The following is a 19,347-nucleotide window of genomic DNA, read 5'->3' as shown; positions in this document are numbered from 1 at the left end:
AATTGACAGCCATCGGAGGCGGTCCTACGCTGTGCGCATTCCTGGGGGAGCCTGACGGCTGAGATTCCGCATCACGCGGTAACCCTTTGAACCTGATCCGGGTCATGCCGGCGAAGGGAAGGATGGTTGCGCTATCTCCTCTTTCTTCCTGTCCGCCGCTCGTCCCGCCTGTCCACCGGTCCCTGCGGACAACGACAAGAAAGAGGTCTTCTTTCGATGATGCTCGATCCCACCTGGACGGCGCTGTGGCTTTTGCTATGCGCCGCCATCTTTGCCATCCCCGGCCTGATCTACGCCCGACGTCGTCAGGGCGGCCTGGATGACTACATCTCGGCTCGCAACAGCCAGAACACCCGCGCCACGGTGTTGACCCTGGTGGCCACCACCCTGGGCACCTGGATCCTGTTCGGCCCCGCCCAGGCGGCCACCTGGGGCGGCATCAGCGCGGTACTGGGCTATGCGCTGGGTTCCATGGTCCCGCGCCTGGTGATGATCCCGCTGGGACGACGCATGCGTGAGCTGATCCCCGAAGGCCACGGCCTCACCGAGTTCGTGATCCATCGCTACGGGCGCACCATGTACGCCTTCACCCTGACGATCATGCTGTTCTATCTGTTCATCTCGCTGGCGGCAGGCCTCACCGCAATCGCCCATATGGTCACCCTGCTGGCGCCGATCCCGCTGTGGCTGACCGCCTGCGTGGTGATGATCGCGACCCTGCTTTACACCTTCTACGGCGGCCTGCGCACCACCATCTTCACCGACAAGGTACAGATGCTGGTGATCCTGCCGTTGCTGGCGCTGCTGCTGGTGTTCGGCTGGCAGGCCGCCGGCGGCGTCGCGCCGACGCTCGAGGGCCTGCAGGAGCGTGCGCCCCAGTTGCTGGATGTCACCGATGCCGGTGGCCTGCGTGCCGGTCTGACGTTCTTTATCGCGGTGATGCTGACCGGCCTGTTCTACCAGGGCACCTGGCAGCGCATCTACGCCGCCCGGGACAGCAAGGTGCTGCGGCGGGGCTTCTGGATCGCAGGGCTGTTCAACTTCCCGGTGATCGTGCTGATGGGCCTGTTCGGCCTGGCCTTCGTCGGCCTCGGGCTCGAGGGAGACGGTTCGGTGGCGCTGTTCAGCGTGCTGCTGTCCGAGGTGCCGCTGTGGTTCGCCCTGGCCTTGATTCCGCTGGGTCTGGCCCTGGTGATGAGCAGCGCCGACACTACCGTCAACGCCACCTCCAGCATCATCGCCGTCGACATGCACCGGCTGCTGCCCCAGGCCAGCGAAGCCACCCTGATGCGCCTGGCACGCTGGCTGATCGTCGCCGCAGCGGTGCCGGTGACCTGGGTGGCAGCCCAGGGCTACAGCGTGCTCTATCTGTTCCTGTTGGCGGACCTGCTGTGCTCGGCGGCGGCCTTCCCGGTGTTCTTCGGTCTGTTCAATCGCCGCTACGACGGGCGCAACGCGGTCCTCAGCACCGCTGCGGGCCTAGTCGCCGGACTGGCGATGTTCCCGTCTCCCAGCGGCGGTACCGCCACCCTGCTGGAATCCTTCCTGCTGGCGGCCTTCGTGCCGGTGCTGGTCTCGCTGGTGCTAATGAAATTGCTGCCATCCCGCCAGGACTATGACTTCACCCGCATGGGCAGTCTGGTGCGGCGTTTCCAGAGCTGACACCGCCACGCTGACAGCCTGGCAAGGTGTGACAAGAAACAGCGGGACGTGCTGACGCGTCCCGCTGTTGTCGTTTCAAGGCCTGGCGATCAAGGGCCCTGGCAGTTCCGGCTCATCAGCGCCCGGGACGCGCCAGCCCCAGGTGGTCGCGCAGGGTGCGGCCCTGGTACTCGCGTCGAAACAGCCCGCGGCGCTGCAGTTCCGGTACCACTTGTTCGACCACGTCCTCGATGCTGTCCGGCAGCGACGGCGGCATCAGGTTAAAGCCGTCCGCCCCGCCCTGCTCGACCCAGCGCTGCATCTCGTCGGCGATACGCTCCGGGGTGCCGACCATGGTGCAGTGGCCGCCACCGGCGGCGAGCCGTCCCAGCAACTGGCGCAGCGTCGGTCGTTCGCTCTCGATGATCCGCAGAATCGTGGCGTAGCGCCCCTTGGGCCCGCTGAAGGCCTCCAGTGGCGGCAACTCGGGCACCGGGGCGTCGAGCTCCCAGTCGCTCACGTCCTGGCCGATGAACTGACTCAACTGGCGCCGGGAGCTGTCCACCGGCAACAGTTCGTCGAGCTCCCGCTGCTTGCGTCTGGCCTCCTCTTCGGTGGAGCCGACGTAGGTGACAAGCCCCGGCATGATCGCGACCTTCGGTCTGCCCGCGGCCTTTACCCTGGCCTGAAGATCGCGGTAGTAGTCCTGGGCAGAGGGCAGATCGTAGGCCACCGCGTAGATGGCCTCGGCGTAGCGCGCGGCCAGGTCACGGCCCTGATCCGAGGCGCCGGCCTGGAACAGCACCGGGTGGCCCTGGGGCGGACGCGGCACCGTCAGCGGGCCATCCACCAGAAAGTGCTCGCCGTGATGGTGAACGGGTCTGACCCGGCTGGCGTCGACGTAATCGCCCTGGCGGTCCCTCACCAGGGCGTCGTCACTCCAGGAGTCCCACAGCGCCAGCACGGTATTGGCGAATTCCTCCGCCCGGGCATAGCGCTCGGCGTGGCTTGGCATGGCCTCGAGCCCATGGTTGCGCGCCTCGCTGTCGAACATCGAGGTCACCAGGTTCCAGCCCAGGCGTCCGCCGGAGATATGGTCCAGAGAGGCCAGCATGCGTGCAGCATGAAACGGCGTATAGAAGGTGCTGGAGACGGTCGAGATCAGCCCGATGTGTTCGGTGGCCCGCGCCATGGCCGCCAGCATGGTCAGAGGTTCCAGGGTCCACAGTGGACCGTCGGCGACGTTGCCCGCGGCGTGGCCATCGGCGAAGAACACCGCATCGAAGCGACCCCGCTCGGCAAGCCGCGCCAGCTCCTCGTAGTAGCGGATATCGGCCAGGCGCTCGACGCTGGAACGGGGATGACGCCAGGCCGCCTTGTGGTGGCCGCAGCCCATGATGAACAGGTTCAGGTGCATGTTGGCCATCAGTCCTTCACCAGTCCGCCGTCGACCACCAGGTTCTGGCCGGTGACCGCCCGCGACCAGGGTGAAGCGAACAGCAGTGCGGCGTCGGCAAACTCTTGCGGCGTGGTCACCCGTCGCAGCGGTGTGCTGGCGGCGATCAGATCGAACACCGCCTCCGGCGTGGCGCGGGAGGCATCGGTGGTGCGCAACAGGCCCCCGGAGATCATGTTCACGGTGATGTTGTCCGGGCCCAGATCGTGGGCCAGGGTGCGCGTCAGCGACAGCAGCGCCGCCTTGGCGGCGGTGTAGTCGTGGTAGGGCACCACCGGGTTCTGGAACAGGTTGGTACCGATATTGACGATGCGACCAAAGCCGGCCTCACGCATGCCGGCAAGCGCCGCCTGCACCGTGTTCAGCGCCCCCCGGGCGACGCCCTGAAGCTGATGATCGAGGTGCTCCCAGGTCAGCTCGTCGGGACCGGGGCGGGCGTCGCCGTTGAAGGCAAAGTCCGGCAGCGCATTGTTGATCAAGGTGGTGACCGGTGCGCCGAAGTGCTCGCGGGCACGCGCGAACATGGCATCGACGGCGCTGCGATCACAGACGTCGGCGGCCACCGCCAGGGCTTGCTCGGGATAGTCGGCTACCAGCGCCTTGGCGCCCTCTTCGCTGCGTCGATAGTTGACCACCACCCGCGCGCCCTGCTCGAGGAAGCTGCGCGCCAGGCTGACACCGAGGCCACGTCCGGCGCCGGTGACGACGACCAGCTGGCGGGAAATAGGAAGCGCGGGCGGGCTTGCGGAGGTAGCGCGTGAGGCGTCGGAAAGGGTCATCTGGCGGGTCCTTGGTCGAGGCGAGGAACGCACGCCGACCCCTGGACTGACGACTGCGCTGACATCCCTTCGCCGGTATGAACTGGATCAGGTTCGACGGGTGTTTCTCAGCCCCGCTATCGTGCGGGACACCCCGTGCCATGCGCCTTCGACCTTAGCCCATCGGCGCGGGGCGGACAAGCCGCGCAGCACCTGGAACATCACCGCAGCCAGGGCATGCAGACGGGCGCTTCAGACCCGACGCTCAGCCCGGTGCTTGGACGGCTTCCATCAAGTCACTTCCTTCCTCTCCCGCCCGATTAACCCTGGTCGAGACCGGCCATGCCTCGAAGGCGCCAGCGGGTAGATGCCGCACCGTCTGGCGCATGACGTCGCGATCACTCAGGGCAGGATCGAGCCAGGGTTCAAGGCTGCCGTCGTCCAGCGCCAGCGGCATCCGGGCGTGCACCTCACTCGCGCAGCCCCGGGCGGGTTCGGTAAGGATGGCAAGGCCCGGCCTGCCGTCGTCCCTTTCACTGAAGATCGCCGCCAGCCACAGCGGCGCGCGATCTTCACGACACAAGAAATAAGGCTGCTTGCCGGTCTCGCCCGGCAGCCACTCGTACCAGCCGTCCGCCGGCACCAGGCAGCGATGGCGGGCAAAGGCCCCACGAAAATAGCGCGAGGTGGCGACCTTCTCCACGGTGGCGTTGATCGGCTCCGGCGCCCCGGCCTGGGCCCAGTGGGGTCGATAACCCCACCACATCGAGGTAAAGGAAGGTACACCCTCCCCCTCCATGGCGAGCGAGGTGATCCAGGTGCCCGGCGCGACGTTGTAGCGAGGTTGCGGCTCCTGCTCGGGCAGGCGCGGCGCCACCGGCAAGCGCATCAGCGCCGCCAGCTGAGCAAAAGGTGTGTAACAGGCGAAACGGCCGCACATGGATACCTCCTTTACCGGACCCTGCAGGATCAGCCTAGCACCATCTCTTGCGTCCACTCAGGCCACCTGTGCGCGCTACAGGTTAGTCATCTGCGAACGTTAAGTTTTCGCTAAGCTAGGCAGCCTAGCCTTGCCATCAACTCCTCTTTCAAGGACGCGATGACATGGCCCCGGCAATCGCAGCATCGGCCTCGAAGACGACAGCCCACACGGATGCTCCCGAGCCGAACATGCCCTCCGGCCTGTGCTGGACGTCCCCGGAGCGGCTGGGTGAGGCAAACGCCTTCATCTCCGACGTCTATCGTCTCCATCACAATGCCTCCATCAGCAACCCCTACCAGCGCTTGCTGACACTGCGAGACCCCCATGGCGCGCTGGTCGCCACCACGGGGCTCAGGCGTGCCGATGAAGGCCCTCTCATGGTGGAACACTACCTCGAGGCACCTGTCGAGATGGTGCTCGCCACTCGTGGCCTCTGCAACCTTGCGCCGCCGCGCCACCAGGTCATGGAGGTCGGCGCCCTGGCCAGCGCATCGCCAGGCGCCGGCCGACGGCTGATGCTGTCGCTGGTGGTGGTGCTCGAGCGACTGGGCATCGACTGGCTGGTGGTGACGGCGTCCAGGGACGTGCGCAACGGCCTCGCCCGGCTCGGCATCGAGATGCACACGATCGGTCGCGCCCATCGCCACTGCCTGGACAATCCTGTGGACTGGGGACGGTATTACGAGCGGGACCCCAGGGTTGTGGTGATTCGCCCCCTCGAGGTGGCCAACAGCATGCGCGCCACCCCGCTCGGCGCTTTGCTTCTCGCCGGCGCAGCACAGCTTGCCCCGGAGGCGGCAGATCCCGTACCGGCGCTACCCCATGTCCACGCCTGCTCCGCGGCCGGGGACATGCCCCATGGATAGGCTACACCAGCGCCTGCGCCAAAGGGCGAGGCTGTCGCCGGATGCGGAGAGCCTGCTCGGGCAAACCCCGGATGGCGCCGACATCCGACTTACCGCCCGGCAACTGGAGGCAGCCATCGACGCTGTCGCGCACCAACTCGAGCAGTCGGGCGTTTCCCACCTGGGCCTGCTGGGTCACAACTCTCCTGGCTGGCTGGTCGCCCAGCTAGCTGCCTGGCGGGCTGGCCTGCCGATCACCCCGATACCTGCATTTTTCAGCGAACAACAGCTCAACCACCTGCTCGACACCACCGGCTTGGACGGTCTTATGCTCGCGCATGACAGCCCGCTGGACGCCTGGCTGCCATCTGCCCGCGCCAACGACTTCAAGCGCCAGCCACTCGACGCTCCGGCCGGCCTGTCCATCGCCTTGTTCCGGCGCCCCTCGACGCCCGCGCCACTGCCGGACGGAACGCGACTGATCACCTTTACCTCCGGTACCACCGGCACCCCCAAGGGGGTCTGCGTGTCCGGGCCTCATCTCGAGTCGGTCATTGAAGGGCTGGAACAGCGCCTTGCAGGTGTAACCCTGCATCGTCACGGCGTGGTGCTGCCCATGGCGGTGCTGCTCGAACATCTGGCAGGCGCACTCTTCGCCCTCTGGCGAGGCGCCACGATCGTTATCGATACGCCCGATCTTACCGGGCTACATGGCAGCGGTACGCTAGACCCCGACCAGTGGCAACGCTGGTTAGCCAAGCGCCGACCCGACAGCCTGATTCTGGTGCCGGCGCTGCTCAAGGCGCTAACTCACCTGGCCTCACATCAATCTGCGGCAAACGGTTGGCAACAGGTGTTGTCGCTAGTCGCCGTGGGCGGGGGCCAGGTGCCCCGCCGCCTGCTCGAACAGGCAACCCAGCTGGGACTCCCTGTCGCCCAGGGCTACGGCATGTCCGAGATGGGCTCGGTGGTCTGTCTGAGCCGCCCGGACGAGCCCCAGGATGGCCGTGTCGGGTGCCCCCTCAAGGGATTGCGCCTAAGCACCGATGAGCAGGGGCAACTGCTGGTCCACGGTCGTCGCATGCTGGGCTATCTGGCGTCCGATCATCAGGTTCCGTCACCCGAGATGCCCTGGCCCAGCGGAGATCTCGGTCACCGCCTGGCGGACGGTCATTGGCGCCTGGACGGGCGTCAGCGCAACGTCATCATCCTGTCGAACGGACGCAATCTCTGTCCCGAGTGGCTCGAGGCGGAGCTCGAGCTCATCGACGGTATCGATCGTGCCTTCGTCTTCGGCGAAGGCTTGCCGGGGGTGCTGGCGCTCCTTAGTCCTTCAGCCGCTATCCAGCCCCCCCGCCTGGAAGCCCACATCACCGCGCTCAATCAGCGCCTGCCCGACTACGCCAGGATCCGTGGCTGGCAGTCGTTGCTACGGCAACTGCCAGGCGTCGCCGAGCCGCTGTCGATCGCCAGCAACGAACTCACCGCCAACGGGCGCCTGCGCCGGGCCAGCATTCAGATCCGCCGTCGCTGCGACATCGAGCGGCTTGTGGCCAGAACCTTCCCCGGCCATGAGCAGGTGTCAGCAGCGCTTTCCTCCGCCGCCGACGGCCTCCCTTCATACCCACAGGAACCCCCACCCCCATGAATACGCTGACCGATACCCCGATCGTCACCTCGCCACCTGTCGACAACGGCAAGCCCGACGGTTTCTACCGCCACCTGCTCGCTGCCACCGAAGACGAACGCCAAGCCTTGATGGGAGGGGAACTGATCGGGCGCGCCCAGGGTGGCAAGATCACGCTGCCCGAATATCGCGCCTTTCTCGCCCAGGCCTATCACCATGTACGCCACACCGTCTCACTGATGATGGCCTGCGGCGCCGAGTTGTCCGCTCCGAACTTCGTGCTGCGCGACAACCTGCGCATGGCCATCGCCGAGTACATCGACGAGGAAAAGGGCCACGAACACTGGATACTCGATGACCTGGAGTCCACCGGCGTCGATCGGCACCACGCGCGTTCACGCCCACCGCTGTTCGAGACGGAATGGATGGTGTCCTACGCCTACGACAGCATCAGACGGCGCCATCCGCTGGCCATGTTCGGCATGGTACTGGTGCTCGAGGGTACCAGCACCTCGGCGGCCAGCACCGCCGGCAGGGCCATCCGCGATAGTCTGGGCCTGACCGATGACGCCTTCCACTACCTGTTTTCCCACGGCGAACTGGACATCTCCCATATGGCCTTCTTCGCCGAACTGATGGACACCATCACCGACACCGAGGAGCAGGCCCAGATCATCCATTCGGCCCGCGCCTTCTATCGCCTCTATGGCGCGGTCCATGACGCCGCCCTGCGAGACGCCGAGCACTGGACGGACGAAGCGCTGGAGGCAAACTCATGCCATCACTGAGCGAGCGCAGGATTCTGGTGACCGGCGCCACTGGCGGCATCGGCTCGGCCCTGGTGAAGCGGCTTGACGCCGAAGGCGCCAGCCTGTGGCTGGCAGGGCGTGATGAGGGCAAGCTCAGCGCCCTGGCGGGCGAGCTTGGCAAGGCTGCCTCGAGACACACCCTCGTCGCTGGCGTCGATCTGACCACCGCGATGGGCCGCCAGCGGCTACTCGACCAGCTAAGTCAGGCAGCACCCGAGCAGCGCCCTTCGACGCTGGTCCACCTGGCCGGCATCAATCATCTCGGCTGGTTTCGCGAAACCTCGCCAGACGACGTCACCCGGGTGCTCGATACCAATCTGACCTCGACCCTGCTGCTGACCCAGGCCCTGCTGCCGTTGTTTCTCGGACAACCCAGCGCCAACCTGCTGTTCGTGGGCTCACTGCTGGGGCATATCGGCCACCCCGGCTATGTCGCCTACTGCGCCAGCAAGGCCGGCCTCAAGGGCTTCGCCGAAGCGCTGTCCCGGGAGCTCGAAGACACCTCGGTCAGGGTGCAGTACCTGGCCCCCCGCGCCACCCGGACCGCCATGAACGGCCCCGACGCCGAGGCCATGAACGAGGCCCTGGGCAATACCGTGGACAGCCCCGAGCGCGTGGCCGATGCCATCATCAAGCAGCTGACAAGAGGCCAGCGTCGCGCCGTCCTCGGCGGCAAGGAGCGCCTGTTCGCCCTGATCAACGCCATCGCCCCCACCCTCGTCGATCGCGCTATCGCCCGGTCCCGAGCCGATATATCCCGCCACCTGGATGCCCCTGCGCAGGTTATCCAGGACTGACCAGCCGACGTCCGTATCGCCTTGACCCTTGTGCTGCACAAGGGTTTTAGTCTGTGGTGGAGATGCTCGAACTTGCATAGTAGTGACGGAAGCCTCAGGGGCCACCACCCTGGCCTGTCTGGGCTTTTCTCAACCACCACAGGGAGAGGAAATGAGCACGAACACAGCAAGCCCGGCGCAGCGGGCCTCATCCAGCACTGCCCGCCTCTATCGCATGAAGACCGCGGATCACCTCTGCCCCTTCGGCCTCAAGACCTTGTCGCTGCTCAAGCGCAAGGGCTACCAGGTCGACGACCACACCCTGACGTCACGTGAAGCCATCGACCGCTTCAAGCAGGAAGCCGACGTGGACACCACACCCCAGGTGTACATCGGCGACGAGCGCATCGGCGGCTACGAAGAACTGCGCCGCCACCTCGGCATGAGCGTGCCCGGCGACAAGGAAGTCAGCTACCGTCCTGTCATCGCCATCTTCGCCACGGCCCTGCTGATCGGCCTGGCGGTGGGCTGGGTGTCCGGCCAGTCGCTGGTCTCAGTGCGCACCATCGAGTTCGCCGTCGCCTCGGCCATGGTTCTGCTGGGCCTGCAGAAACTGCAGGACGTGGAAAGCTTCAGCACCATGTTCCTGAACTACGACCTGCTGGCCCAACGCGATGTACGCTACGGCTACATCTACCCCTACGCCGAAACACTGGCCGGGATACTGATGCTGGCAGGCAGCCTGATCTGGATCGCCGCGCCTGTGGCCCTGTTCATCGGTACCGTGGGTGCCATCTCGGTGTTCAAGGCGGTCTACATCGACAAGCGCGAACTCAAGTGCGCCTGCGTCGGCGGCAACAGCAACGTTCCCCTGGGCTTCGTTTCCCTGAGCGAGAACCTGATCATGCTGCTGATGGGCCTGTGGATGCCGGCCAAGGCACTGTTAATGTAAGACGCACCTGACCTGACGGTTCCAGACGCGTAGCAAAAACCCGCCAGGCATTGCCTGGCGGGTTTTCTCTGGCACGATGCAACGTTTATTCGAAGCCGACATGCAGACTGTAGCGACCACTGTTTTCATTGGCGCTGCCAAGCACACTGCCTCGCACTTCAAGCTCATAGTTTCCGGGAGTGACAGGCTCCTCCAGCAGGAAGTGGCCGTTGTTGTCCGCGTCGCTGGCCACCAGCTGCCCCGCGGGGGAATACAGCTTTCCCTCGATACTCATCGACTGACTCGAGTCGCTGGCAAGATGTTCACTGCTGACGACGATCATTCCTTCCTCTTCGATCGGCAACCGGTAACGCACGGGTGCCCCACGAAGCTGTTGGGTAGCAGACACACCTTGCCGCAAGATTTCGGCATCCTGCGAATGGCCCTGCGCAGCCCATACCGGCAGAGAAACGCCCGCGAGGACAGCTACACCCATCATGTGTTGCCACAATTTCATAACGATTACCTCCTTTGAATGTTGGCACCTTCATGATGTGTCATCTGGCTTAATCTACGCTGAAACATTGAAAAACGGCGTAGTGAAGAAGATCCCGCCAGCGGCCTGATTGGCAACCGTAGGCGTAGAGGCATCAAAACCAGACGCGTAGCCCGGCAACCACTGCGGTGTCCTCCACTTGATCGCCTTCATCACGCGCCATATCGGCAGTATCACCATAAAGTTTCTGCCAATAGGCGCCGATATAGGGCGCGAACTTGCGATGTAGCTCATAGCGAAGGCGCAGGCCGGTGCGCAAGGAATTGAATCCCTCCCCTACACCGAACTCCTCGGCATCATCGAACGCCACTTCCATTTCCAGGCGAGGCTGCAGATAAAGCCGCTGGGTCAGTCGCAGATCATATTCCTGCTCCAGACTCAAGGAGGGGTCACCATCGTCACTGACACGAAGATCCAGCTCGGTTTCCAACCGGTAGGGCGCCAGCCCCTGCAGACTGATCACGCCGAAATAGCGCTCGGGATGGTCATCGCTGCCAAGCCCGCCCTGGTAGCCAAGCCCTCCCTGTAGCTCCCAGAAGTCGGCGATCAGTCGGCTATACAGCAGATCCAGTGATTCAAATTCCGCATCTTCGCCATCCCCTTGGGTGTTATCCCCTTCCCCCTTCAGATAGACGCGATGAACGTCGCCTCCGTACCAGGCCTGAAAATCCCAGGTTACTGCCTCGCTGTCTTCAGACGGCCAGACGTATTCCAGACGGTCGACCAGCACCGAGCCACGCAGATGTTCCTGCATCGGCGACGGCCAGTGATCTGGCGCGTCGTAGCCATCCTCAGCCAGCGCCAGCGACGACAACCCCAGGCCCGATAGCGTTGCCAGGCAAATACGGCCCACACGAATTTCCATGCGTCATCTCTCCTCAGGCAACCTTGACGACGCGGAACATGCCGGCGTCCATGTGATAAAGAAGGTGGCAGTGGAACGCCCAGCTGCCCTCGGCATCCGCCGTGATCAGTGCAGAAAGGCGCTCGCCTGGCTTGACGTTCAGGGTGTGCTTGCGCGGAATCAGCTCACCGGCACCATTCTCCAGCTCCATCCACATGCCGTGCAGGTGGATCGGGTGCTCCATCATGGTGCGATTGACCAGGATGAGGCGCAGACGCTCGCCCTTGTCGAAGTGGATCGGCCCCGAGACCTCACTGAATTTCTTGCCGTCGAAGGACCACATGTAGCGTTCCATGTTACCGGTCAGATGAAGCTCGAGTTCGCGACCAGGAGGACGACGGTCGGGCCATGGCGCGATGGCCTTCAGGTCCTGATACACCAGCACACGACGCTCGCGGGCATCCAGGCCGATTCCAGGCTGATCGAGGCGGGAGCCTGGCTGCGCCACGCCCACCGGCAGCATGGCTGTACCAGTGGCGCTCTCCGTACTGTCCATCTGAGCGTGATCCATTCCCGCCATGCTCGAGTGGTCCATACCGGTCATCGAGCCATGATCCATGCCGCCCATGTTCGAGTGATCCATACCGGCCATCGAGCCATGATCCATGCCCGTCATGCTCGAGTGATCCATACCGGCCATCGAGCCGTGATCCATGCCCGCCATGCTCGAGTGATCCATACCGGCCATCGAGCCGTGATCCATGCCCTCGTGGGCTCCCATGGCCTCCATTCCTCGATCGGCGATACGTCGGCGTTCCGGCACCGGCGCCACCATGCCCATACGCGGCGCCAGGGTCCCCCTGGCAAAGCCGCTTCGGTCCATGGACTCGGCAAAGATGGTGTAGGCCACATCGTCTTTCGGCGTCACCAGAACGTCATAGGTTTCCGCCACCCCGATGCGGAACTCCTCGACGGGCACGGGCCGAACCGGCTGGCCGTCGGCCGCCACCACCGTCATTTCGAGCCCCGGAATCCGCACGTCGAAGTAGCTCATGGCGGAGCCATTGATGACACGTAGCCGCTGCGTCTCGCCGGGGCGAAACAGGGCAGTCCAATTGTCATCGGGTGAATGACCGTTGAGCAGATAGGTGTAGGTGGCGCCGGTAACATCGGCGATATCACGGGAGCTCATGCGCATCCGGCCCCACATGGCACGCGCTTCCCAGGTGGAGGCGAGCCCCTGACGGTCCACATCGGCGATGAAGTCTCCCAGGGTGCGCTCCTGGAAGTTGTAGTACCCCTCCCCGGTCTTCAGGTTGTGGAAGATGGTCGAGGGGTCCTCGAAACTCCAGTCGGTCAGCAGCAGCACGTGCTCGCGGTCATAGCGAAAGGGTTCGCGCTGTTCGGCGTCGATGACCAGGGGGCCCACATGGCCAATCTGCTCCTGCAGTCCTGAGTGGCTGTGGTACCAGTAGGTGCCGCTTTGACGGAGGGGAAAGCGGTAGGTAAAGGTTTCGCCCGGCATGATGCCGGCAAAGCTCACGCCGGGGACGCCATCCATCTCAGGCGGCAGGAGAATGCCGTGCCAGTGAATCGAGGTGGGCTCGTCCAGCAGGTTGGTCACCCGCAGCGTCACGTCCTGCCCTTCCTTGAGCCGGATCAGGGGGCCAGGGCTGGTGCCGTTGAGGGTAATCGACCGTGCAGACTGGCCAGCGATGGGCACGCTCTGGCGACGAATGGCCAGCGAGATATCTGGACCGCTTTCCACCCCCTTGGGGTAACTCGAGGTCTGTCCCCAGGGGTTGGCCCAGGCAGGCGCCAGACCGAGGGCGGCGGTGCCGATTCCCAGGGCTGCGCTTCCCTTGATGAATCCTCGTCGTGATAACCGATGTGGCGGCAGAAGTGTCGTCGACATGGGTGCTGTCTTCCTGTGCGATGAACTTCTGCCATCTTCCATCGCCAAGCTGAAAGCCAGCTGAATCCTTAACGCACGGCCTCTCTCTCGGAGGTTGACGCCAGCGCCAACGGCAAGCGGATGGTCACCTCGAGTCCACCGCTGGGCGGCGCCTGAAAGCCGACCTCACCCCGGTACTGCTCGACCAGTTCAAGCAGAATCGACAGGCCAATGCCGTTGCCTGGCCGCCCTTCATCCAGCCTCTGCCCTCGCCGGCCCAACAGCGGCAGCAACTCCGCCGCCACTCCGGGGCCATCATCCTGGATCTTCAGCTCTAGACATCGCCCCAACGTCAGCGCGAGCCACACCGACTGGTTGGCCCACTTGCCCGCGTTGTCGAGCACGATGCCGATCATTTCCAGGAAGTCCTGTCGCTCCATCTCGATGCAGGCATCCTCGGCGTCCCCGAGGGCCATGACGAAGCGCTTGTCGGGGTACAGGCTTCGAAACATGTCAAAAAGCTGGTCGAGTTCCCGCTTGACCCGGGTGTGCTGGCCGCCACCGGGGCCCGCCAGACGCGCCTGACGTAGATGGGACTCCATCAGCTCCTGCATCAGCGTCAACCGCTCCAGCAGACGCTCACGGCGGGATTGATCAAGCTCACGCTTGCTGCGCAGCGCCTGCATCACCGCGGTCAGAGGGGTCTTGAGCGCATGGGACAGGTCGGCAACGGCGTTTCGCGAACGCACCAATCGGCGCTCCTGGCTGTCCATCAGACGATTGAGCTGCGAGACCAGAGGGCGGAACTCCTGCGGCACCTTCATTCTGAGGCGCTGTCGCTGACCACTTCGCAGCTCGGCCAGCTGGCGCTGCAACAGATCCAGTGGCCGCAGGGCGGCATTGACCGCCAACCCGTTAAGCAGCGAAAGAGCCAGCAGCACCAGACCTGCGATGGCGCCAATCCACCAGTGCAGGGCCGCAAGGCCTTCCTCGACGCTGTCGAAGGATTCTCCGATGAGCAGCACCCCAGGCCTGCCGTCCACCGTAAAGGTTCGCCTCAACACCAGAAGGTGACGTCCCTCCAGGTGTACATCCAGCAGCGACCTGTCAGGCCCATCCAGGTGGGGCGTCAATGCCGACAACCAGGTCGGATGGGAGGTGGTGACGAGCTCGCCGCGCTTGAGCACGTACAGGTGATGAAAGACCTCGGCCGACAGGCTCGAGGGCAAGGTGGGGGCCGGTACCGGGTCTGCGGCTTGACGCAGTTGCGCCAGGCGATACTCCGCCTCCTGCCGCAGTCGGTCACCCAGAAAGTCCCGCGCGGTCTCGCGCAGCAGCAGGCCATGCATGAACCAGGTCAACCCCATGACCAGCAGGGACACCGCCCCGAGGCTGACCAGCAGGCGCAGGCGGAGACTATTGCGTCTAATGCGAAACAAGCACGTACCCCTGGCCACGGCGGGTCTGGATGACATGCTTGCCCAGCAGACGCCTCAGGCGCGCGATATAGACCTCCACCAGATTGGGCGCCGGGGCATCCTGCTCCAGGGCGTAGAGCTGATCGAGCAGCTTCGTCTTGGAGTGCACCCGGTCAGGGTGGTGCATCAGGTAGCGCAGCAGGCAGAACTCGGTGGCGGTCAGCGTCTGCCACGGACCTCCCGCGCAACTGACCTGGCGCTGCTCCTCGTCAAGGCGGATGCCATTGACGATCAGCCGCGCCGTCAATTCGGTACGCCGCCGCAGCAGCGCCTGTATCCGCGCCAGCAGTTCCTGTTCGTGAAAGGGCTTGGTGAGGTAGTCATCAGCCCCCCGACGCAGGCCGTCCACCTTGTCCTGCCAGGCATCGCGAGCCGTCAGGATCAGCACCGGAAGGCCTAGGCCGTGTTCACGCTGGAATTCGAGCCAGTCGAGCCCCGAACCATCGGGCAGGCCGATATCCAGGATCATCAGTGCATACTCTTCGCTGTGCAACAGCGCCTTTGCCACGCTCAGTCGCTCGGCAACGTCGACGCGATAGCCATGATCATCCAGCGTATCCTTCAGACTCTCGCAGAGCAGGTCATCGTCCTCGACCAGCAACAGCTTCATCACCATCATCTCCCTGCCAGCGGGCCCCGGCATGCCACGCCTCACTCGAGCCGGACGGGGTGGCCCCGTCCCAGGCTTGCCGCCTATTCTCCCACACTCAGGGTGCCATGCATGCCCGCTTCAAAATGTCCGGGTACATTGCAGGCGAAGGTCAGCGATGCCCCCTGCTCCGGCGCCTGCCAGACAAGCGTCCTGGTCTCTCCCGGCGCCAGAGTCACCGCCGGCATGTCCATGGCACCGTGCATCTGACTCATGTCGTGGCCGTCACCGTGCATGCCATGCCCTCCCCCCGAGGCCATCTCACGCATCATCTTGCGGTGTTCGTTCTGTGCCTCGGCGGAGCCGATCACGAACTCGTGCTCGAGCTGACCGCTGTTGGTGACCTCGAAGGCCACCACCTCCCCGGGGGCAACGCTCAAGCTTTCCGGATCGAACCAGATATCGCCAGCCTCGACGGCGATGGTGCGATCCGCCTGATCGGGGTCCATGGCCTCCGATTGAGCGTGGCCGGGACCTGCCAATGCCTGGGTCGACAACAGGCCAAGAGCGACCACCATCAGTGTGCTGCGCATGACGTCATCCTTCCGTTTTGGGTGTCTCCCTCTGTTTGTAGCGCAAGAACCTGAATCCATACTGAATCGGCGATAGATGGCCATGCGGTTCGCTGCGCCTACGAATGCTTCCACTGTTCCAGCAGCAGATCGATAAACAGCTGGGCGGTGCCCGAGATACTGTGCACGTTGCTGCGTACCAGGCCGATGGTGCGCTGGATGCGTGGCTCCGGCAGCTCCCGCGAACACAGGATCTCGTGATCCGGGCCCGGCATGGTCATGCGCGGCAGAATCGCCACCCCCAGGCCCGACTCCACCAGCCCCAGCGAGGTGGACAGATGCTGTACTTCGTAGAAGCTGTTGAGGTGGATGCCCTCGGCGGACAGCGCATTGTCCAGCAGGGTGCGATTGCCGCTGTCGCGACTGACGGTGATCAGCCGCACCTGCTCGAGGTCTGACCACTCGATTTGCTCCCTGGCCGCCAGAGGGTGATCGGAGCGCAGCGCCAAGACGAAGGGGTCTCTCATCAACTGGGTGAAAGACACCTCAGGCCGCTGGGCGCTGAACATGTTGATGCCGAAGTCGGCCTCGCCGCTGATGACCTTCTCGAGACCCTCGTTGGCGCTGACATCCAGAATACGAATACGGATGCCCGGCCAGGCCTCGCTGAACCCCCTGATCACGCTTGGCAGAAAGTAGAAGGCAGCGGTCGGCAGGCAGGCGATGGTCACGGTGCCGGTCTGGTGGGTGGCCAGCTCGCGGATACCGAGGATCGAGGACTCGTACTCTTCGATCATCCGTCGCGCCCGAGGCAGAAAGTCGGCGCCTATCGGCGTCAGCCGCGTACGCCGGGTGGTGCGCTCGAGCAGGCCCACCTCCAGCAACTCTTCGAGCTTCTGGATTCGCCGTGACAGCGCAGGCTGCGACAGGTGCAGGCGCTGAGCCGCCTCATGGAAGGAGCCCAGCTCCGCGACCTGGATGAAGGCCTGCAGATCGAGAAATTCAAGACGGTGCTGCATCGGGTCACTCTTGCATGAAGGCTTTTGGACTAATAACCATAGTGCATTAATCCTTTTTCCGCATTGATAGATACCAAACTTAGCATTTGAAGCATCAATAGGCGCCTGACAAGCTGATACCACGACCTCCAACAACGGCGTGGCATCACGATGATGAACAGCATCCCCTGCATGATCATGCGCGGCGGCACCTCCCGCGGGCCCTTCCTGCGCATGAGCGACCTCCCCGACGACGAGCCCGCCAGGGCGGAAATCCTGATCAGCCTGATGGGCTCCGGCCACGCCCTGCAGATCGACGGGATCGGCGGCGGCGACCCGCTGACCAGCAAGGTGGCCATCGTCGAGCGCTCCAGCCACCCGGACGCCGACGTGGACTACCTGTTCGCCCAGGTGGACGTGCTCAACCGCCGTGTCGACTTCAACCCCAACTGCGGCAACATGCTGTCTGCCGTCGGCCCCTACGCCATCGAGTCCGGCCTGGTGGAGCCGCAACCGGACTACACCCTGGTGCGGGTACGCAACCTCAACACCCAGCGACTGATCGAGTGCCACGTACCCACCGACGCCGGCCAGGTCCGCTACGACGGTGACACTCGCATCAGCGGTGTTCCCGGCAGTTCCGCCGCCATTCAACTGAGTTTTCTCGACATCGTCGGAACCAAGACGTCGGGACTGCTCCCGACCGGCCAGGCCGCCGACACCATCGACGGTGTCACCGTATCCTGCCTGGATGCAGCCACCCCGATCATCATGATCGACGCGCGAGAGCTTGGACTGAGTGGCCGCGAGACGCCGCTCGAGCTGGATAGCGACAGCGACCTGCTCAAGCGTCTGGAGAGGATCCGTCGTCATGCAGGAGAGCTGATGGGGCTTGGTGACGTCAGCGACAGCGTGCTACCGAAGCCCGTGCTGGCCTCGCCCGCCGAGGATGCCGAGCGCACCCTGTGCACCCGCTACTTTGTCCCCCATCGCTGTCACAAGGCGATCGCTGTCACCGGTGCCATCGCTGTGGCGAGCGCCGTCAGCGTCCCTGGCACCGTCGCCAATCGCATCGCCATCGATGCAGGGCAACTCAAGGCCGGTGACCTCAAGGCGGCCGTCAGCCTGGAGCACCCGTCGGGCTTCATCGACCTCCAGGTAGAGCACCGCGACGGCGACCCCGGCGATATCGCCCGAGCCTCATTGATCCGCACCGCCAGAAAGATCATGAGCGGCACCCTGTTCTACGCCCTGCCCGACCCTACTCTGCCCGGTACGCCTTCCAGCCGCCCCGGCCCGGACTGATCTGCACCGACAAGGACGCTGCCGGCTGCGCCGAGCGCCGCCGCGCCCGACAACCACAACCGCCATAACAATCACCACCTCCCCAACCGACATAACAATCGTCACAACGACCGTCAGGAGACACGCCATGATGACCCGTAAACCTTCCTCGTTCACCGCATCACGCCTCGCCTTGACCCGCGTTACCAGGGCCGCGGCACTCGGCATCGCCATCGCAGGCGCCAGCCTCGCCGGCAATGCCCAGGCCGCAGAGGTCGAGGTACCCGCCAATATCAAGTGGACCGTGCCGTTCGGCGTCGGCGGCGGCACCGATGTGTGGGCGCGCTTCTTTTCGCCCTGGCTCAGCGACTATATCCCCGGCGAGCCGACCATCATGATCGACAACGTCCCGGGAGGCGGCTCGATCAATGGCGCCAACCTGTTCGCCATGCGCGCCAAGGCCGACGGTTCAAACTGGCTCGGCACCTCGGCCTCCACCCAGTACCCGGCGATGCTGGATGATCGCCGCGTACGCTATGACTACAGCGAATGGACGCCGATCCTGGCAACCCCCACCGGCGGGGTGGTCTATGGCCAGCCGAGCCTTGGCGACACCGCCGACGCGGCGATCGATGCCCTGCTCAGCCAGCCGGTCAAGCTGGCCGCCCAGAATCCCACCGGTCTCGAGCTGCCCGTGCTGATCGCCCTCGACCTGCTAGGCGCCGACGTCCAGGCGGTGTTCGGTATGCGTAGCCGCGGCGAGGGACGACTGGCCTTCGAACGCGGCGAAGCGGACATCGATTTCCAGACCAGCTCGGCCTACCTGAGCAACGTCACCCCGCTGGTCGAGTCCGGCAAGGCAGTGCCGCTGTTCTCGCTGGGCCTGCTCGACGACGACGGCAAGATTGTTCGCGACCCGGCCTTCCCCGACCTGCCGACCTTCAACGAGGTCTACCAGGCGCGTCACGGCGAGGCGCCCTCCGGGCCTGCCTATGAGGCATTTCGCAAGTTCTTTGCCTCTGGCTTCGCCCTGCAGAAGCTGATCATGGTGCCCAGGGACACCCCTCAGGAGCTGGTCGACGCCTACCGTGACGCTGCCCGCGAGTTCGTCGCCACCGATGAGTTCAAGCAGGACGCAGAGGCCCAGCTCGGCCCCTATACCCCGGTCATCGGTGACGTCATCCAGCGCCACCTGGAAGACGCCATGTCGATCGATGAGGCGACCCGTGAGTGGCTGGCCAAGTGGCTCGAGGAGAAGCACAACGCCAGGATCTGACACCGTTCGGGAAGCACCGGCCGCGACGGCC

The 19,347-nt window shown here is 64.6% G+C and carries 18 protein-coding genes and 2 riboswitches; of the genes, 8 read left to right on the top strand and 10 right to left on the bottom strand.

Annotated features, from left to right (window positions below; genetic code table 11):
- Window positions 1–33 precede the first annotated feature (33 nt).
- Window positions 34–136: riboswitch (TPP riboswitch) on the top strand.
- 80 nt (window positions 137–216) lie between these two features.
- Window positions 217–1,662, top strand: coding sequence for a sodium:solute symporter family protein (locus tag NFG57_RS06635; protein WP_348815735.1), 1,446 nt, complete (start codon window positions 217–219; stop codon window positions 1,660–1,662).
- A 115-nt stretch (window positions 1,663–1,777) separates the two neighbouring features.
- Here NFG57_RS06635 and NFG57_RS06630 read toward each other — a convergent pair whose 3' ends face one another.
- The 3 genes from NFG57_RS06630 to NFG57_RS06620 form a co-directional block, all read right to left on the bottom strand.
- Window positions 1,778–3,067 carry an LLM class flavin-dependent oxidoreductase gene (locus tag NFG57_RS06630; RefSeq protein WP_348815734.1) on the bottom strand — a complete coding sequence of 430 codons (1,290 nt, stop codon included), beginning with the start codon at window positions 3,065–3,067 and terminating at the stop codon, window positions 1,778–1,780.
- The gene (locus tag NFG57_RS06625) at window positions 3,067–3,876 is read right to left on the bottom strand and encodes a 3-oxoacyl-ACP reductase (protein WP_348815733.1); all 810 of its coding nucleotides are present in this window, start codon (window positions 3,874–3,876) and stop codon (window positions 3,067–3,069) included. The genes NFG57_RS06630 and NFG57_RS06625 overlap by 1 nt, the downstream gene beginning before the upstream one ends.
- Before the next feature lie 47 nt (window positions 3,877–3,923).
- A riboswitch (TPP riboswitch) is annotated at window positions 3,924–4,022 on the bottom strand.
- A 98-nt stretch (window positions 4,023–4,120) separates the two neighbouring features.
- Window positions 4,121–4,795: an SOS response-associated peptidase gene (locus tag NFG57_RS06620; protein WP_348815732.1), complete on the bottom strand. Its 675-nt coding sequence runs from the start codon at window positions 4,793–4,795 to the stop codon at window positions 4,121–4,123.
- Between the two features lie 164 nt (window positions 4,796–4,959).
- Here NFG57_RS06620 and NFG57_RS06615 point away from each other — a divergent pair, with 164 nt between their 5' ends.
- From NFG57_RS06615 to NFG57_RS06595, 5 genes are all read left to right on the top strand, one after another.
- Window positions 4,960–5,703, top strand: coding sequence for a thermostable hemolysin (locus NFG57_RS06615; RefSeq protein WP_348815731.1), 744 nt, complete (start codon window positions 4,960–4,962; stop codon window positions 5,701–5,703).
- Window positions 5,696–7,330, top strand: coding sequence for an AMP-binding protein (locus NFG57_RS06610; protein WP_348815730.1), 1,635 nt, complete (start codon window positions 5,696–5,698; stop codon window positions 7,328–7,330). Before NFG57_RS06615 ends, NFG57_RS06610 begins: the two co-directional genes overlap by 8 nt.
- The gene (locus tag NFG57_RS06605) at window positions 7,327–8,097 is read left to right on the top strand and encodes an iron-containing redox enzyme family protein (RefSeq protein ID WP_348815729.1); all 771 of its coding nucleotides are present in this window, start codon (window positions 7,327–7,329) and stop codon (window positions 8,095–8,097) included. Before NFG57_RS06610 ends, NFG57_RS06605 begins: the two co-directional genes overlap by 4 nt.
- Complete coding sequence (locus tag NFG57_RS06600; RefSeq protein ID WP_348815728.1) at window positions 8,085–8,915, top strand: SDR family oxidoreductase; 831 nt, start codon at window positions 8,085–8,087, stop codon at window positions 8,913–8,915. The genes NFG57_RS06605 and NFG57_RS06600 overlap by 13 nt, the downstream gene beginning before the upstream one ends.
- A gap of 151 nt (window positions 8,916–9,066) precedes the next feature.
- Window positions 9,067–9,846: a glutaredoxin gene (locus tag NFG57_RS06595; protein WP_213228301.1), complete on the top strand. Its 780-nt coding sequence runs from the start codon at window positions 9,067–9,069 to the stop codon at window positions 9,844–9,846.
- Window positions 9,847–9,931: 85 nt separating this feature from the next.
- Here the strand turns inward: NFG57_RS06595 and NFG57_RS06590 are convergent, their stop codons facing one another.
- From NFG57_RS06590 to NFG57_RS06560, 7 genes are all read right to left on the bottom strand, one after another.
- Complete coding sequence (locus NFG57_RS06590) at window positions 9,932–10,342, bottom strand: hypothetical protein (RefSeq protein WP_348815727.1); 411 nt, start codon at window positions 10,340–10,342, stop codon at window positions 9,932–9,934.
- A gap of 133 nt (window positions 10,343–10,475) precedes the next feature.
- On the bottom strand, window positions 10,476–11,246 hold the full coding sequence (locus NFG57_RS06585; RefSeq protein ID WP_348815725.1) for a copper resistance protein B: 771 nt from the start codon (window positions 11,244–11,246) through the stop codon (window positions 10,476–10,478).
- Window positions 11,247–11,259: 13 nt separating this feature from the next.
- Complete coding sequence (locus tag NFG57_RS06580) at window positions 11,260–13,140, bottom strand: copper resistance system multicopper oxidase (RefSeq protein WP_348815724.1); 1,881 nt, start codon at window positions 13,138–13,140, stop codon at window positions 11,260–11,262.
- A gap of 68 nt (window positions 13,141–13,208) precedes the next feature.
- Window positions 13,209–14,558: an ATP-binding protein gene (locus tag NFG57_RS06575; protein WP_348815723.1), complete on the bottom strand. Its 1,350-nt coding sequence runs from the start codon at window positions 14,556–14,558 to the stop codon at window positions 13,209–13,211.
- Window positions 14,545–15,240: a response regulator transcription factor gene (locus NFG57_RS06570; protein WP_240184300.1), complete on the bottom strand. Its 696-nt coding sequence runs from the start codon at window positions 15,238–15,240 to the stop codon at window positions 14,545–14,547. Before NFG57_RS06570 ends, NFG57_RS06575 begins: the two co-directional genes overlap by 14 nt.
- A gap of 50 nt (window positions 15,241–15,290) precedes the next feature.
- Window positions 15,291–15,779, bottom strand: coding sequence for a plastocyanin/azurin family copper-binding protein (locus NFG57_RS06565; RefSeq protein WP_348815722.1), 489 nt, complete (start codon window positions 15,777–15,779; stop codon window positions 15,291–15,293).
- A gap of 98 nt (window positions 15,780–15,877) precedes the next feature.
- On the bottom strand, window positions 15,878–16,777 hold the full coding sequence (locus NFG57_RS06560) for a LysR family transcriptional regulator (RefSeq protein WP_045994126.1): 900 nt from the start codon (window positions 16,775–16,777) through the stop codon (window positions 15,878–15,880).
- 150 nt (window positions 16,778–16,927) lie between these two features.
- Between NFG57_RS06560 and NFG57_RS06555 the strand changes: the two genes are divergently transcribed.
- Both NFG57_RS06555 and NFG57_RS06550 read left to right on the top strand, forming a co-directional pair.
- Complete coding sequence (locus NFG57_RS06555; RefSeq protein ID WP_348815721.1) at window positions 16,928–18,061, top strand: 4-oxalomesaconate tautomerase; 1,134 nt, start codon at window positions 16,928–16,930, stop codon at window positions 18,059–18,061.
- Between the two features lie 127 nt (window positions 18,062–18,188).
- Window positions 18,189–19,316 carry a tricarboxylate transporter gene (locus NFG57_RS06550; protein WP_348815719.1) on the top strand — a complete coding sequence of 376 codons (1,128 nt, stop codon included), beginning with the start codon at window positions 18,189–18,191 and terminating at the stop codon, window positions 19,314–19,316.
- Window positions 19,317–19,347 lie beyond the last annotated feature (31 nt).

This window comes from Halomonas sp. H10-59, assembly GCF_040070555.1.
Taxonomy (GTDB): Bacteria; Pseudomonadota; Gammaproteobacteria; order Pseudomonadales; family Halomonadaceae; genus Halomonas; species Halomonas litopenaei.
The sequence above is the reverse complement of the archived record's forward strand: the minus strand, read 5'-3'. Positions and strand labels throughout refer to the sequence as shown.